This is a genomic window from Caulobacter sp. FWC2 (assembly GCF_002742625.1).
Taxonomy (GTDB): Bacteria; Pseudomonadota; Alphaproteobacteria; order Caulobacterales; family Caulobacteraceae; genus Caulobacter.
Genome location: NZ_PEBF01000001.1, coordinates 5,081,828 through 5,096,289, shown reverse-complemented (window position 1 = coordinate 5,096,289; position 14,462 = coordinate 5,081,828). Strand labels below are relative to the sequence as shown.

The 14,462-nt window shown below is 66.5% G+C and carries 11 protein-coding genes; 8 read left to right on the top strand and 3 right to left on the bottom strand.

Annotated elements, in window-relative coordinates:
• Nucleotides 1-7 precede the first annotated feature (7 nt).
• The 4 genes from rpsO to CSW62_RS24020 all read left to right on the top strand — a co-directional run bounded on the left by rpsO (nt 8) and on the right by CSW62_RS24020 (nt 4,080).
• Complete coding sequence (rpsO, locus tag CSW62_RS24035; protein WP_099581985.1) at nt 8-277, top strand: 30S ribosomal protein S15; 270 nt, start codon at nt 8-10, stop codon at nt 275-277.
• Nucleotides 278-589: 312 nt separating this feature from the next.
• Complete coding sequence (gene pnp / locus CSW62_RS24030; protein WP_099581984.1) at nt 590-2,728, top strand: polyribonucleotide nucleotidyltransferase; 2,139 nt, start codon at nt 590-592, stop codon at nt 2,726-2,728.
• A gap of 126 nt (nt 2,729-2,854) precedes the next feature.
• The gene (locus CSW62_RS24025; protein WP_099581983.1) at nt 2,855-3,118 is read left to right on the top strand and encodes a hypothetical protein; all 264 of its coding nucleotides are present in this window, start codon (nt 2,855-2,857) and stop codon (nt 3,116-3,118) included.
• 125 nt (nt 3,119-3,243) lie between these two features.
• On the top strand, nt 3,244-4,080 hold the full coding sequence (locus CSW62_RS24020; protein WP_099581982.1) for an alpha/beta fold hydrolase: 837 nt from the start codon (nt 3,244-3,246) through the stop codon (nt 4,078-4,080).
• 73 nt (nt 4,081-4,153) lie between these two features.
• Here CSW62_RS24020 and CSW62_RS24015 read toward each other — a convergent pair whose 3' ends face one another.
• On the bottom strand, nt 4,154-4,852 hold the full coding sequence (locus CSW62_RS24015; protein WP_099581981.1) for a ribonuclease T2: 699 nt from the start codon (nt 4,850-4,852) through the stop codon (nt 4,154-4,156).
• Between the two features lie 72 nt (nt 4,853-4,924).
• Nucleotides 4,925-5,557: a LysE family translocator gene (locus CSW62_RS24010; protein WP_099582448.1), complete on the bottom strand. Its 633-nt coding sequence runs from the start codon at nt 5,555-5,557 to the stop codon at nt 4,925-4,927.
• 210 nt (nt 5,558-5,767) lie between these two features.
• Between CSW62_RS24010 and CSW62_RS24005 the strand changes: the two genes are divergently transcribed.
• The 4 genes from CSW62_RS24005 to CSW62_RS23990 all read left to right on the top strand — a co-directional run bounded on the left by CSW62_RS24005 (nt 5,768) and on the right by CSW62_RS23990 (nt 13,461).
• On the top strand, nt 5,768-8,110 hold the full coding sequence (locus tag CSW62_RS24005; RefSeq protein ID WP_099581980.1) for a TonB-dependent siderophore receptor: 2,343 nt from the start codon (nt 5,768-5,770) through the stop codon (nt 8,108-8,110).
• Between the two features lie 141 nt (nt 8,111-8,251).
• Nucleotides 8,252-8,935 carry a Fe2+-dependent dioxygenase gene (locus CSW62_RS24000; RefSeq protein WP_099582447.1) on the top strand — a complete coding sequence of 228 codons (684 nt, stop codon included), beginning with the start codon at nt 8,252-8,254 and terminating at the stop codon, nt 8,933-8,935.
• 102 nt (nt 8,936-9,037) lie between these two features.
• Nucleotides 9,038-11,746, top strand: a complete 2,709-nt coding sequence (locus CSW62_RS23995) for a PAS domain-containing sensor histidine kinase (protein ID WP_099581979.1) — start codon at nt 9,038-9,040, stop codon at nt 11,744-11,746.
• A gap of 74 nt (nt 11,747-11,820) precedes the next feature.
• On the top strand, nt 11,821-13,461 hold the full coding sequence (locus CSW62_RS23990) for an MFS transporter (protein ID WP_099581978.1): 1,641 nt from the start codon (nt 11,821-11,823) through the stop codon (nt 13,459-13,461).
• Nucleotides 13,462-13,558: 97 nt separating this feature from the next.
• Here CSW62_RS23990 and CSW62_RS23985 read toward each other — a convergent pair whose 3' ends face one another.
• On the bottom strand, nt 13,559-14,452 hold the full coding sequence (locus CSW62_RS23985; protein ID WP_099581977.1) for an NAD(P)-dependent oxidoreductase: 894 nt from the start codon (nt 14,450-14,452) through the stop codon (nt 13,559-13,561).
• Between the last annotated feature and the right edge of the window lie 10 nt (nt 14,453-14,462).

The following is a 14,462-nucleotide window of genomic DNA, read 5'->3' as shown; positions in this document are numbered from 1 at the left end:
CAACCCGATGTCGATCACCATCGAGCGCAAAGCCGCTCTCATCGCCGAACACGCCCGCACCACTGGCGACACCGGCAGCGCTGAAGTCCAGGTCGCGATCCTCTCGGAACGCATCTCGAACCTGACCGAGCACTTCAAGACGCACAAGAAGGACAACCACAGCCGTCGTGGCCTGCTGAAGCTGGTTTCCCAGCGTCGCCGGCTTCTCGACCACCTGAAGAAGTCCGACGCCGGTCGCTATCAGGCCCTGATCGAAAAGCTGGGTCTGCGTCGCTAAGGCACAATTCGGCCGCTCTGCTTTCGTAGAGCGGCCGAATGCTTTTTGGAGCGTGTCGGTCGAACTGGTTTGCCGAAAGTGGCTTCCGGCTTCGATATTCGTCACGCGACAAGTCTAAGCCTTCGTTTCGAGACAGGCCGAAACGAAAGGTTGCCGCGGGTCCGCTGTATGCGCGATCCGAACACGTAAACCGGGGATCACGATCTTCGGACGCCTGTCGAACTGGATGAGGAAATCTCGGGACCGCCCTTCGGCCGCCCGCCCCTGTCCGTCCTGAAGGAAATGGGTCCTTCGGAACCGAAAGAAGCAAAAATGTTCGATATCAAGCGCAAGACGATCGAGTGGGGCGGCAAGACGCTGGTCCTCGAAACCGGTCGCATCGCCCGTCAAGCCGACGGCGCCGTTCTGGCCACCATGGGCGAAACCGTCGTCCTGGCCACCGCCGTGTTCGCCAAGAAGGCGAAGCCCGGTCAAGATTTCTTCCCGCTGACGGTCAACTATCAAGAAAAGACCTTCGCGGCCGGCAAGATCCCGGGCGGCTTCTTCAAGCGCGAAGGCCGTCCGTCGGAAAAGGAGACCCTGGTCTCCCGCCTGATCGACCGTCCGATCCGTCCGCTGTTCGTCAAGGGCTTCAAGAACGAAGTCCAGGTCGTCGTCACCGTGCTGCAGCACGACCTCGAGAACGATCCCGACATCCTGGGCATGGTCGCCGCCTCGGCCGCCCTGGTCCTGTCGGGCGCTCCGTTCATGGGCCCGATCGGCGCCGCGCGCGTCGGTTACGTCGATGGCGGCTACGTGCTGAACCCGACGCTCGACGAGCTGAAGGAAAGCAAGATGGACCTCGTCGTGGCCGGCACCGCCGACGCCGTGATGATGGTTGAATCGGAAATCCAAGAGCTCTCGGAAGAGATCGTGCTGGGCGGCGTCAACTTCGCCCACAAGGAAATGCAGACGGTGATCGACGCGATCATCGACCTGGCCGAGCACGCCGCCAAGGAGCCCTTCGACTTCCAACCGGAAGACACCGACGCCCTGAAGGCCGAAGTGAAGAAGGCCGTCGGCAAGGACCTGGCCGACGCCTACACCATCCGTGGCAAGGCCGAACGCGTCGCCGCCCTGGGCGCCGCCAAGACCAAGGCCATCGAGACCTTCGCCAAGAGCGACACCAACCCGGCCGGCATCGACCCGCTGAAGCTGGTTTCGGTCTTCAAGGAACTGGAAGCGGACATCGTCCGTCGCTCGATCCTCGACACCGGCATCCGCATCGACGGCCGCGACGTCCGCACCGTCCGTCCGATCCTGGGTGAAGTCGGCATCCTGCCGCGCACCCACGGCTCGGCCCTGTTCACCCGCGGCGAGACCCAGGCGATCGTGGTCGCCACCCTGGGCACCGGCGACGACGAGCAGTTCATCGACGCCCTGGAAGGCACCTACAAGGAATCCTTCCTGCTGCACTACAACTTCCCTCCCTACAGCGTCGGTGAAACCGGCCGTATGGGCAGCCCGGGCCGCCGCGAAATCGGCCACGGCAAGCTGGCCTGGCGCGCCCTGCGTCCGATGCTGCCGGCCAAGGAAGACTTCCCCTACACGATCCGCCTGGTCTCGGAGATCACCGAGTCGAACGGCTCGTCCTCGATGGCCACGGTCTGCGGTTCGTCGCTGGCCATGATGGACGCCGGCGTGCCGCTGATCCGTCCGGTCTCGGGCATCGCCATGGGCCTGATCCTGGAAAAGGACGGCTTCGCGGTTCTGTCGGACATCCTGGGTGACGAAGATCACCTGGGCGACATGGACTTCAAGGTCGCAGGCACCAGCGAAGGCCTGACCTCGCTGCAGATGGACATCAAGATCGCCGGCATCACCCCGGAGATCATGAAGCAGGCCCTGGCCCAGGCTCACGAAGGTCGCGCCCACATCCTGGGCGAGATGAACAAGGCCATGGACGCCCCGCGTGACGACGTTGGCGACTACGCTCCGAAGATCGAGACCATCACCATCCCGACCGACAAGATCCGTGAAGTGATCGGTTCGGGCGGCAAGGTGATCCGCGAGATCGTCGCCACCACCGGCGCCAAGGTCGACATCAACGACGAAGGCACCGTGAAGGTCTCGGCCTCGGACGGCGCCAAGATCAAGGCCGCGATCGACTGGATCAAGTCGATCACCGACGAAGCTGAAGTGGGCAAGATCTACGACGGCAAGGTCGTGAAGGTCGTCGACTTCGGCGCCTTCGTGAACTTCTTCGGCGCCAAGGACGGCCTCGTCCACGTCAGCCAGATCAGCAACGAACGCGTCGCCAAGCCGTCGGACGTGCTGAAGGAAGGCCAGATCGTCAAGGTGAAGCTCCTGGGCTTCGACGATCGCGGCAAGACCAAGCTGTCGATGAAGGTCGTCGACCAAGAGACCGGCGAAGACCTGACCAAGAAGGAAGGCGCGACCGAAGAGGCGTAAGCCCCTTCCGTCCCCTTTCTGGACGCGATCAGGCGGGCGGCTCCGAAAGGGGCCGCCCGTTTTGCGTTTGGGCTTCCCATTGTTCACTTTTTGTTCCATTCTGGGTTGCGGAGCAGGAGGTGAGCGATGGCCGACCATGTCGTTCAGTGCGGAGCGTGCCGGGTCGATGTCCAGGTTGTGCGAGAGGGCGATGGCTTTGCCGCGCGCTGTCCGGCCTGCGCCAGGACCGCGCCCAGGGACGAGGCGATCCGAGTGGCGCGCAGTTCTCTGATCGACGTCGTTATGCGCGATCTCGACGAGAACCTGCGGGAGATCGTCCGCGCCAGTCCGATCGTCGGTTACCAGCCGGCTCAGCGCTACGACTGGGTGTTGAAGGGCGTCGGCGGATAAAGGTTGAAATTGGAAACAATGGATTTCCATAGTTTCCATATCCGCGCTGATCGTCCGCGTTCATTCTCTCCTCATCGGAACAACGGGACGGGCCAGACGGCCTCCCAGCCAGAGGGAAAACGGACATGAGCAGCGGCTATCTCACCACCAACGACGGCGCCCAGATCTTCTTCAAGGACTGGGGTTCCAAGACCGCCCAGCCGATCGTCTTCCACCATGGCTGGCCCCTGTCGTCGGACGATTGGGATGCGCAGATGATGTTCTTCCTGGCCAAGGGCTATCGCGTCATCGCCCATGACCGCCGCGGCCACGGCCGGTCCAGCCAGACCGACACCGGCAATGAGATGGACACCTATGCCGCCGACGTCATCGCTCTGGCCAAGCATCTCGACCTGAAGAACGCCATCCACATTGGTCACTCGACCGGCGGCGGCGAAGTCGCTCATTATGTGGCCCGGGCTGAGCCTGGCCGTGTCGCCAAGGCCGTGCTGGTCGGCGCCGTGACGCCGCTGATGCTGAAGACCGAGGCCAATCCTGGCGGCCTGCCGCTGGAGGTGTTCGACGGCTTCCGGAACGGCACGGCCTATAACCGCGCCCAATTCTTCCGCGACGTTGCCGCCGGTCCTTTCTACGGTTTCAACCGCGAAGGCGCGCAGGTCAGCCAAGGCGTGATCGACAACTGGTGGCGCCAGGGTATGATGGCCGGCGTCAAGGCGCTGTACGACTGCGTGGCGGCCTTCTCCGAGACCGACTTCACGCAAGACCTGAAGGTCATCGACGTGCCGGTTCTGGTGCTGCATGGCGAGGACGACCAGGTCGTTCCGATCGACGCCTCGGCCCGCCAGGCGATCAAGCTGCTGAAGAACGGCACGCTGATCACCTATCCGGGCTTCCCGCACGGCATGGCCACCACTGAGGCCGAGACGATCAACAAGGACCTGCTGGCCTTCATCGAAGGCTAGTCTCCCAGCGATCAACACCCGTCATCCCGCGTTTCAGGCGCGGGATGACGTTTGTCTGCACGAAGAAAGAAAATTACCCCTTCGGCGTCACCCGCACCTGCGCCGCGTCAGGCGCGCCATTGCCACCTCTGCAGGCGGCGGGCTTGAACTTCAGATCCAGGCAGACCCAGACCTCGGTCAGGCGTCCGTCCTTGACGCGGACATTGAGGCCGTCGCGGGTCACGCCCTTGTTGTGCTTGAGGAAGGCGTCGCGGATCTGGCCGGCGGTAATGGTGTCGCCGGCGGGAGCAAGGTCCGGCACGTTCAGGCCCTTGCGGACCTTCTGGGCCTTCTTGAAATAGGCTTCGGGGCTGTCCCAGTTGCACGTGCCGTGCGCCTGCCACTCGTGCTGCAGCAGCCAGGGCGAGGGGGTCATGCAGAGATTGGCCTTCACGGTCGCCGGGTTCATCGGCGGACTGGGCTTGCAGTAGCGCGGGTGGATCCGGTCCGGCCCGTTCGGCCACAGACCGTGCACCGTGAAGCCGAAATGATTGTTCTGGCACTGGATGACCTTGTCCGACTCCGGGATGCCCGCGCGGCAGGCCTCGGGCGACCAGAACAGCGCCAGCAGATAGGCGGCGATCGGCACGTCGGTGTGGATTTCGTCGGCCGGCGGGATCTCGGCCGGTGCGGGGGTCACAACGGGCGGAACCGCGCAGGCCTTCAGGTTTGCGGCCTGGGCGCCGGTCGCGAGCGTGAGGACGGCGAAAGCGGTGGCGAGGGCGGTCTTCATCATGAACTCCGGAACAGCGGCGCGGATAGGGACCCGCGCCGTCGTCGGCGTCAAGAAACCCTTTGCTGATGCCTAGCGCCGCGCCTCGGTGGCCATCCGTACGGCCAGGCCGCCCAGCACGGTCGCCATCAGCCAGCGTTGGATCAGGGCGAAGCTCGGCCGGGTGGCCAGGAAGGTGGCGATGGTCCCGGCGGCCAGGCAGATCGCGCCGTTCACCGTCAAGCTGACGGCGATCTGGGACAGGCCCAGGGTCAGGGACTGGGTGAAGACCCCGCCGTGCTCGGGCCTGATGAACTGCGGCAGCAGCGACAGATAAAGCATCGCCGCCTTGGGGTTCAGGATGTTGGTCACGAAACCCATCGTGATCAGCTTGACTGGACTGTCCTTGGGCAGCTCGCGAACCTGGAACGGCGAGGCGCCGCCGGGCTTGATCGCCTGCCAGGCCAGCCACGCCAGATAGAGGGCGCCGCCGAACCGCAGGACGTCATAGGCGATCGGGGCGGCCATCAGTAGGGCTGTGATGCCCAGCGCCGCGCAGAGCAGGTAGACCACGAAGCCGGCCGCGGTGCCGATCAGCGACACGATCCCCGCCCAGCGGCCCTGGCAGATCGAGCGGCTGACCAGATAAAGCATGTTCGGTCCGGGGGTCAGGGCCATCCCCAGGCACACCAAGGTGAAGGCGATCCAGGTCTTGGCGTCGGGCATGGCGCAGGCTCCGTATTCGTGCGGCCCAAGCTCTAGCATGACGCGCTCGGGCGCGGGCAGCGCGAACCGCCCCGCGTCCAAAGCGTCGCCTTTCCGCCACGTCGCGCAACTGAGAACGATTATCATTGCGACTGCTTTGCAGGAACGCTAAGAACGCGTCGCAATTTCAGGAGGGGCCCTACGGCGAGCCCTCGGGGAATAAGGACGATCATGCGTAATCCGAACTCTGTCGGCGTTGTAAGCCGGCCTCGTCGCGCCCTGGGCGCTGCCGCCGTCGCCGGCCTTGCGGGCCTGGGCCTGGCCCATGCCGCCGTCGCGGGCGAGGCGGACGCCGCCGCGCCGATCGCGACCGCCCCGGCCGCCGCCGTCCCGACCGCCGACGACAATACCGAGGTCTCGACCGTCAAGATCGACGCCCGCCGCGTCGCCGACCCGTCGTCGAGCAAGTTCACCGCGCCGCTGGTCGACACCCCGAAGTCCGTGACGGTCATCACCTCGAAGATCATCGAGCAGACCGCCGCCACTTCGCTGACCGACATCCTGCGCACCTCACCGGGCATCACCTTCGGCGCTGGGGAAGGCGGCCAGCCGCTGGCCGACCGTCCGTTCATCCGCGGCTCCAGCTCGGCCAACAATATCTTCGTCGACGGCGTCCGCGACAGCGGCGGCCAGACCCGCGAGATCTTCAATCTCGAGCAGGTCGAGGTCGTGAAAGGCCCGGACAGCGCCTATAGCGGCCGCGGTTCGGGCGGCGGCAGCATCAACCTGTCGTCCAAGACCCCTAAGGCCGACACCTTCGCGCGCGGCTCGGTCGGCATGGGTACGGACGCCTATGTCCGCGCCACCGCCGACCTGAACTACGCGATCAATGACAGCGTCGCGGTGCGCCTGAACGTGCTGGGTACGCAGGGAAATACTCCCGGCCGCAAGGCCGTCGACTTCGACCGCTGGGGTGTCGCGCCGTCGCTGGCCATCGGCCTGAACGGCGACACCCAGATCACCGTGGCCTACTATCACCTCGACACCAACCAGACGCCCGACTACGGCATCCCGTTGCTGACCAAGACGATCGAGCCGCGCACGGCCTCGGGCATCCTGAACGTCGACCGTCGCAGCTTCTACGGCATCAAGAGCCGCGACTTCCAGAAGACCCAGTCGGACATCGCCACCTTCGCCATCGACCACAAGATTGATGACGACCTGAACGTCCGGCAGGTGGTTCGCTATTCGAAGAGCGTGAACGACTACCTGGTCACCAACCCCGGCGACGGCGGCGCGGCCCAGTTCGTCCAGGGGCAGTGGTGGATGAAGCGCGGCACCAAGAGCCGCTGGAACCCGACCGAGACGGTGGCCGCCGTCACCGACCTGCACGGCAAGAAGACCTTCGCCGGCCTGGAGCACAGCTTCGACATCGGCATCGAGCTGAGCCGCGAAGAAAATCGCAACGCCAGCTACCTGCCCTACGGCACGACCACCTCGGCCTGCCCGACCGGCTTCGTGATCGCGGCGGCTACCTTGGCCAGCGTCGGCGGCGGCGACTGCACGCTCGTTTACAAGCCTAACGCCAACGACGTCTGGGTCGGCACACTGAACAAGGGGCCGCTTACGCGCAACCTGACCAAGACGGCCGCGATCTACGGCTTCGACACCATCAAGTTCGGCGACAAGATCCTGCTGAACCTGGGCCTGCGTCATGACAGCTACGAGAGCCGTGGCGTCGACGCGTCCTCGACCAGCGCCAACGGCGTCGTCACCTCCGTGACCTACACGCCGCGCGGCGGTTCGTGGGACTTCACGAACTACCAGGCCGGCCTGGTCTACAAGCCGACCGCAAGCTCCAGCCTCTATGTCTCGTACGGCACCTCGTCGACGCCTCCCGGCATCTCGGGCGGCGACCAGAACAGCAACACCTCGACCGGCACGGGCAACCTGGCCACGGTCCAGCTGGAGCCTGAAGACAGCGAAAGCTTCGAGCTGGGCGCCAAGGCCAATGTGTTCCACGACACGCTGGCCCTGTCGGCGGCCGCGTTCAAGACCACTCGCAAGAACGCCCAGATCCAGATCGACGCCAACACCTACGCCCAGGTCGGCGAGGTGGAGGTCAAGGGCTTCGAGCTCGGCTTCTCGGGCAACGTCACGCCGAAGTGGCAGGTGTTCGGCGGCTACACCTACATGGACAGCGAGCTGGTCCGCGGCGCCTATACCGGCGTCAACCAGGGCGACCCGCTGGCCAACACGCCCAAGCACACCTTCTCGACCTTCACGACGTACAAGATCACCCGCCAGATCGCCCTGGGCGGCGGCGCCTACTACGTGTCGACCAGCTTCGGCGGCAACCAGGGCGGGGCCGGCGGTGGCGCGAACCGGGTCTATGCGCCGTCCTACACGCGCTACGACGCCTTCGCCTCGTGGAGCATCAACCCGAAGGTCGACCTGCAGCTGAACGTCCAGAACCTGACGGATGAACGCTACATCGCGCGCACCAACGGCGTTCACCACGCCGATCCGGCGCCGGGCCGCCAGGCGATCCTGACCGTCAACGTGAAGTACTAGTCCTCCCCGACGAGCGGCTTCGCGTCAGCGCCCCGTCCGGCCTCTTCAGGGCCGGGCGGGGCGCTTTACGTCCCGGCCTGATCCGGATCAAACACGACCCGTTGTGGCATGCTAGGAATGAGTCGCAACAAGGATGTCCCGATGATGCTGCAGATTCCCGAGGTGCTGACCAAGGCGCAGGTCGCCGAGTGCCGCGCGATCCTCGACGCCGGTCCGTGGGTCGACGGCAACCTGACCTCGGGATTTCAGGCCGCGCGCGCCAAGACCAACGAGCAGCTGCCGCAGGACAGCGAGGCCGCCCGGACCGTCGGCGAGGCGATCCTCCAGGCGCTGGAGGCCAATCCGCTGTTCGTCTCGGCGGCCCTGCCGCAGGTCATCCTGCCGCCGATGTTCAACCGCTACGGCGAGGGCATGGGCTTCAGGGACCATGTCGACAACGCCATCCGCCGCGACCCGCTGAGCGGCCGGCGTCTGCGAACGGATCTCTCGGCCACGCTCTTCCTGGAGGAGCCCGAGAACTACGACGGCGGCGAGCTGGTGGTGAACGACCTCTATGGCGACCATGTCGTCAAGCTCGGGGCGGGGGACATGATCCTTTACCCCAGCTCCAGCCTGCATCATGTCACGCCGGTGACGCGCGGCCGTCGCACCGCCAGCTTCTTCTGGATCCAGAGCCTGATCCGCGACGACGCCAAGCGCACGATGCTGCTGGAGATGGACATCGCTATCCAGCGCCTGGCCCGCAAGGTCGAGGCAGACGACGAGGGCGTCCTGTCGCTGACCGGCGTGTATCACAACCTGCTGCGCCAATGGGCCGAGGTGTAGGAAATCGAGGCTGGGAGAGCACGTTCGCGGAACATCGGTCGGTCTTGCGAACCATAAGTTTACGGTTGCGCCCCACGATCCGCCCAACTTTGCGGAGACCTGATGTCCCAGGGGCGAGATAACGAAGGGGTCGTAGGAGCGCCGTCGCCGTTTGGCGAGGCCGAGGCCGCGCGCTGGCTGTTCGAGAACGCCAGCGACCTCTTCGCCGTGGTCTCGCCCGAGGGCCGCTTCGTCAGCGTCAACGGCGCCTGGACCACCCTGACGGGCTGGACCCCCGAGGAGCTGATCGGCCAGCCTACTCTCAAGTTCGCTCACCCCGAAAGCCAGGCCGAACTGATCCAGAGCGGCGATCGCATGCGCGCGACCGGCGAGGCGATCAACGAACTGCAGATTCGCTGCAAGGACGGCCGCGTGATCTGGGTGCAGGGTCGGTCGCGCCTGGGTCCGAACGGCGAGATGATCGGGCTGATGCACGACATCTCGGCCGAGGTGGCGAGCCGGGCTGAACTGGAGACGGCCCGCCGCACCCGACAGATCCTGGCCGAGGAGGCCGGCATCGGCGTCTGGAGCTACGAGCCCGATGGCGGGGGCATCGACTGGGCGCCCGATGTTCTAGCGCGACTTGGCCTGTCGCCAGAGAATGTCGCGACGGTCGACCAGTTCCTGGCCCGCCTGTCAGACGACCAGCGCGAGGTGGTGCGGGAAGCCTTTGGCCACGCTATCCGCACAGGCGAGGGCGGCTCGGTCGAGTTCCGCCTGCTCGGCGACGACGGCTGCTGGCGGACCTTCCGCAGCACCTATCGCGCCGGCGAGCGACGGGGCGAACTGTTCACCCTCAAGGGCATCACCCAGAACATCACCGACGTGGCTCGAAGCCGCGACAAGGCGATCTGGAGCGAGCGCCGCGCCCGTCAGCTGGTCGAGGACGCCCCGTTCGCTGTGGCGGTCTACGATCTGGACATGCGCTTGCGCCTGGTCAGCCCGCGCTTCCTGGAGATCTTCCGGTCGACCGAGGCCCAGGTCATCGGCAAGACCCTGTCGGAGCTGACCAATGGCGGCAGGCGCCGCTTCGTGGCGGGGGTCGCCCGGGCCCTGTCCGGCGAGGTCGTCACCCGCCGCGAGGACCGCCTGTTCGACGCCGAAGGCGTGGAGCGGGCCTTCCGCTGGGAGGCCCGGCCGTGGCTGGACGGGGCCGGCGAAATCGTCGGCGTCATCACCTATATGGACGACGTCACCGCCCTGACGGCGGCGCGGCGCGAGGCTCGGATCAACGCCCGTCGCCTGAAGGTCGCGCTGGGCGCGGCGCGCGCCGGCGTCTACGAGATCGACCACGAGGCCGAGCGCTTCTGGGGCTCGCCGGAGTTCCACCGCATGATGGGCCGCCACGTTGCCTATGACGATGTGCGCGAGGCCGCCTGGCCGATGATCCATCCGGACGATCTAGCCCATCTCTACAAGGGCGCCGCCGAGTGGTGGCGCGACGGCCTGGTGGAAACGCAAGAGTACGACGTGCGGGTGCTGACGCCTGGCGGCGATACGCGCTGGGTGCGGATTTTCCACGACGTGCGCCGCAACACCCACGGCGTCGCGCGCAAGGCGGTCGGTCTCGTCCTGGACATCGACGAGAAGAAAAGGGCCGAGCTGGCGCTGATGGCCGCCGAACGCGCCGCCCAGGCCGCCAACGAGGCCAAGGCCCAGTTCCTGGCCAATATGAGCCATGAGATCCGCACGCCGATGAACGGGGTGTTGGGGGTCATGCACGTACTGCGCCGTGAGCTGCCGTCCGGCGACAGCGCCGACCTTTTGGGAGAGGCCCTGGCCGCGGGCCAAATGCTGTCGACCTTGCTGGACGACGTGATCGACATCTCGCGCATCGAGGCCGGGCGCCTGGACCTCAATCGCGAGCCGGTCGATCCGCGCGAACTGGCCGGGGGCGTGATCCGCCTGCTGGCCGGTCAGGCGACGCACAAGGGCCTGCGGCTGGAACTGGACCTGGCCGACGATCTAGGCTGGATCGAGACCGACCCCACCCGCGTGCGCCAGGCCCTGTTCAACCTCATCGGCAACGCTGTGAAGTTCACCCTCAAGGGCTCCGTGACCGTCCGGGCCCGCAAGGTGATGACGGCGGAGGGCCAGCGCCTGGTCTTTGACGTGATCGACACCGGCATCGGCGTGCCGCTGGAAGCGCAAGGCAGCCTGTTCGAACGCTTCCAGCAGGCCGACGCCAGCACCACCCGTCGCTTCGGAGGCTCCGGCCTCGGCCTGGCCATCACTCGCAAACTGGCTCAGATGCTGGGTGGCGAGGTGGCGTTCCGCTCGACCCCGGGCGAGGGTTCGACCTTCACCCTGACCATCGCCGCCCCGCCGGCGCTGGCCCCCAGTCCGGCCGAGCCGGCCTGCGACGACCTGTTGGACGGACTGAAGGTGCTGGTCGTCGAGGACAACCGGACCAACCAGCTGGTCGCTCGCCGGATCCTGGAACAGCTGGGCGCCGAGGTCAGCGTCGCCGACGACGGCGCGGCCGGCGTCGAGGCCGCCCGCGACGGAACCTTCGATCTGATCCTGATGGATGTTCAGATGCCCGGGATGGACGGCCTGGAGGCCGCCCGCCGTATCCGCGCCCTGCCGGGACCCGAGGCGCGCGCGCCGATCATCGCCCTGACCGCCAATGTCATGGCCCACCAGCGAGCGTCCTATCGCGCCGCCGGCATGGACGGCGTGGCCGCCAAACCGATCTCCCCCACCGCCCTGGTCGCCGAGATCCTGCGCTTGTCGCGGGCCGGCGACGACAGCCAGGGCGCCGTCGCCTGACCGGTCGCTTTCCTCGCCCCTTTTCCCCGAGCCCTGAACCACGCTAAGCAGGGCTCAAATAACGGGGGAATGAGATGGCCGAAGCAGGTCAGGAACGCGCGTCGATGCGCACGGTGGTCGCGGCCTCTTCGGCCGGCACGGCCTTCGAGTGGTACGACTTCTTTATCTTCGGCAGCCTGACCCAGGTCATTTCCAAGACCTTCTTCGCCGGACTCAACGACACTGCCGGCTATATCGCGGCGCTGGCCTTGTTCGGCGTCGGCTTCGCGTTCCGGCCGCTGGGCGCCCTGGTGTTCGGCAAGATCGGCGACCAGGCCGGCCGCAAGGGCGCGTTCCTGGCCACGGTGCTGCTGATGGGCGGCGCCACCTTCGCCATCGCCTTCCTGCCGACCTATCAGCAGGCCGGCGTCATCTCGCCGATCCTGCTGATCCTGATGCGGTGCGTGCAGGGCTTCGCCTTGGGCGGTGAGTATGGCGGGGCGGCCATCTATGTCGCCGAGCATTCGCCGCCGAACCAGCGCGGCTGGTCGACCTCCTGGGTGCAGACCTCGGCCGCCTTTGGCCTGTTCGGGGCCCTGCTGGTGATCATGGGCACGCGGGCGGTCGTCGGTACGGAAGCGTTCGACGCCTGGGGCTGGCGCATCCCGTTCGCCGTCTCCATCGGCCTGCTGGGCGTCTCGGTCTGGATGCGCATGAAGCTGACCGAAAGCCCCGCCTTCGCCGCCATGAAGGAAGAGGGCCAGGCCTCCAAGGCGCCCTATGCCGAGGCGTTCGGCCAGTGGAAGAACCTTAAGCTCGTCATCCTGGCCTTCCTGTCGATGATGTGCGCGCAGGGAGCGGTCTGGTACACCAGCTTCTTCTACGTCCAGACCTTCATGGAGAAGTTCCTGAAGGTCGACGCGGCGACGATCAACGGCGTGATGATGACCGCCACGGCGATCAGCGCGGTGTTCTATGTCGTGTTTGGCTGGCTGTCGGACCGGATCGGCCGCAAGCCGGTGATGCTGGGCGGCATGACCCTGGCCCTGCTGTTCTATTTCCCCGGCTTCCACCTGCTTGAAAGGGCCGCCAACCCGGCCCTGGCCGAGGCCTCGGCGAAGTCGCCCGTGGTGGTCGTGGCCGATCCCAAGGACTGCTCGCTGCAGTTCGATCCCGTCGGCAAGGCCGCCTTCGTGACCTCGTGCGACATCATCAAGAGCACCTTGGCCAATGCCGGCGTCTCCTACGCCAACCAGACGGCGCCGGCCGGCTCGGTTGCGGTGATGAAGATCGGCGGCGTCGAGATCGTCTCCAAGAGCGCCAAGGGCCTGGCCAAGGCCGAGGTCAAGGCGGTGAAGAGCGGCGTGGAGACACGGATCAAGGCTGCCCTGGCCCAGGCCGGCTATCCGGCCAAGGCTGACCCCGCCCGGATGAACAAGCCGCTGATGCTGGGCGTGCTGTTCGTGTTCGTGATCGGCGCGACTGCCCTGTTCGGTCCGCTGGCGGCCTGCCTGGTCGAGCTGTTCCCGACGCGCGTGCGCTATACGGCCCTGTCGCTGCCCTATCACATCGGCACGGGCTGGGTGGGCGGCTTCGTGCCGTTCTTCGCCTTCGCCATCGTCACCGCAGTCGGCAACATCTATGCCGGCCTCTGGTACCCGATCGCCTTCACCCTGATCAGTGTGCTGACCACGGCGTTCCTGCTGCCAGAAACCAAGGGGCGGTCGCTGGACTAGAGCATTTTTCGATCAAATCGGATCGGAAAATGCTCTAGGCTGTTGTTTTAACGCATTTTCTGACGACGAACCGGCATCCACTTCGTCGGAAAATGCTCTAGGCCGAAGCGGCGGGCAGCACCTCGACCGCGACGCCGGCCTGGGTCAGGGCGTGGACCAGGGCCGGGTCGACGGCGTGGGTGATCAGTCGGACGATCTGGCGGCCTTCGCGCGCCAGCTGCACCAGGTGATCGGCGTCGGCCTGCGCGGGATCGAGCCGCTCGACATCGCGACGGGCCATCCTCACGACCTCCGGCTCGGCGTCGCCGTCCAGGACCAGGACGTCGGCCGCGCCCAGGGCCCGGCTGGCGCGCAGGGTCAGCAGATCGGCCGGACCCTTGCCGGCTATGAAGCGCACCACGCCCTTGCGGGCCGTCCCCTTGGCCAGGGCCTCGCGGAACAGCTGGCCGGCTTTTTCCATGTCGCCGTCGCGGGCGGCCTGGGCCGCCTCGCCCAGCACCGCGTCGCGCAGGAATGCCCGACGCTCGTGCAGCGCCGGCAACGCCCCGCGCACCTCGCTCTGGAACTTTTTCAGCAGGGCGGCGACGCGGCCCGTGCCTTCGGGGACCTGGGCTTCGATATCGTTGCGCAGCATGGTGGCCAGCACCGGGGCTGAGCCGCCGGTGCCGACGGCCGCCACCACCTCGCCGCGGTCGATCACGGCGGGGGTGTTGAAGTCGCAGAGCTCGGGCCGGTCGACGACATTGACCAGCACCCGCGCCGCCCGCGCCGCCCCGGCGGCGGCTTGCACGAAGACCTCGTCCTGGCTGGCGATGAAGGCCAGGATCGCGCCGGTATAGGCGCCCGGCAGATAGGCCTCGTGGCCGTCCAGGCGAATGATCGTGGCGGGCGAGCCCTCGAACAGACGCGCCTTGGCGTCGGCCGCGTCGCCTGAACCGGCGATCACCACCTTGCGGCCGGTCAGGGGGAAGTAGGCGGGGAAGGAATCCAACGGGAACCTC

Coding starts and splice junctions, on each gene's coding strand:
- rpsO (WP_099581985.1), top strand. CDS start 8: ATGTCGATCACCATCGAGCGCAAAGCCGCTCTCATCGCCGAACACGCC.
- pnp (WP_099581984.1), top strand. CDS start 590: ATGTTCGATATCAAGCGCAAGACGATCGAGTGGGGCGGCAAGACGCTG.
- CSW62_RS24025 (WP_099581983.1), top strand. CDS start 2,855: ATGGCCGACCATGTCGTTCAGTGCGGAGCGTGCCGGGTCGATGTCCAG.
- CSW62_RS24020 (WP_099581982.1), top strand. CDS start 3,244: ATGAGCAGCGGCTATCTCACCACCAACGACGGCGCCCAGATCTTCTTC.
- CSW62_RS24015 (WP_099581981.1), bottom strand. CDS start 4,852: ATGAAGACCGCCCTCGCCACCGCTTTCGCCGTCCTCACGCTCGCGACC.
- CSW62_RS24010 (WP_099582448.1), bottom strand. CDS start 5,557: ATGCCCGACGCCAAGACCTGGATCGCCTTCACCTTGGTGTGCCTGGGG.
- CSW62_RS24005 (WP_099581980.1), top strand. CDS start 5,768: ATGCGTAATCCGAACTCTGTCGGCGTTGTAAGCCGGCCTCGTCGCGCC.
- CSW62_RS24000 (WP_099582447.1), top strand. CDS start 8,252: ATGATGCTGCAGATTCCCGAGGTGCTGACCAAGGCGCAGGTCGCCGAG.
- CSW62_RS23995 (WP_099581979.1), top strand. CDS start 9,038: ATGTCCCAGGGGCGAGATAACGAAGGGGTCGTAGGAGCGCCGTCGCCG.
- CSW62_RS23990 (WP_099581978.1), top strand. CDS start 11,821: ATGGCCGAAGCAGGTCAGGAACGCGCGTCGATGCGCACGGTGGTCGCG.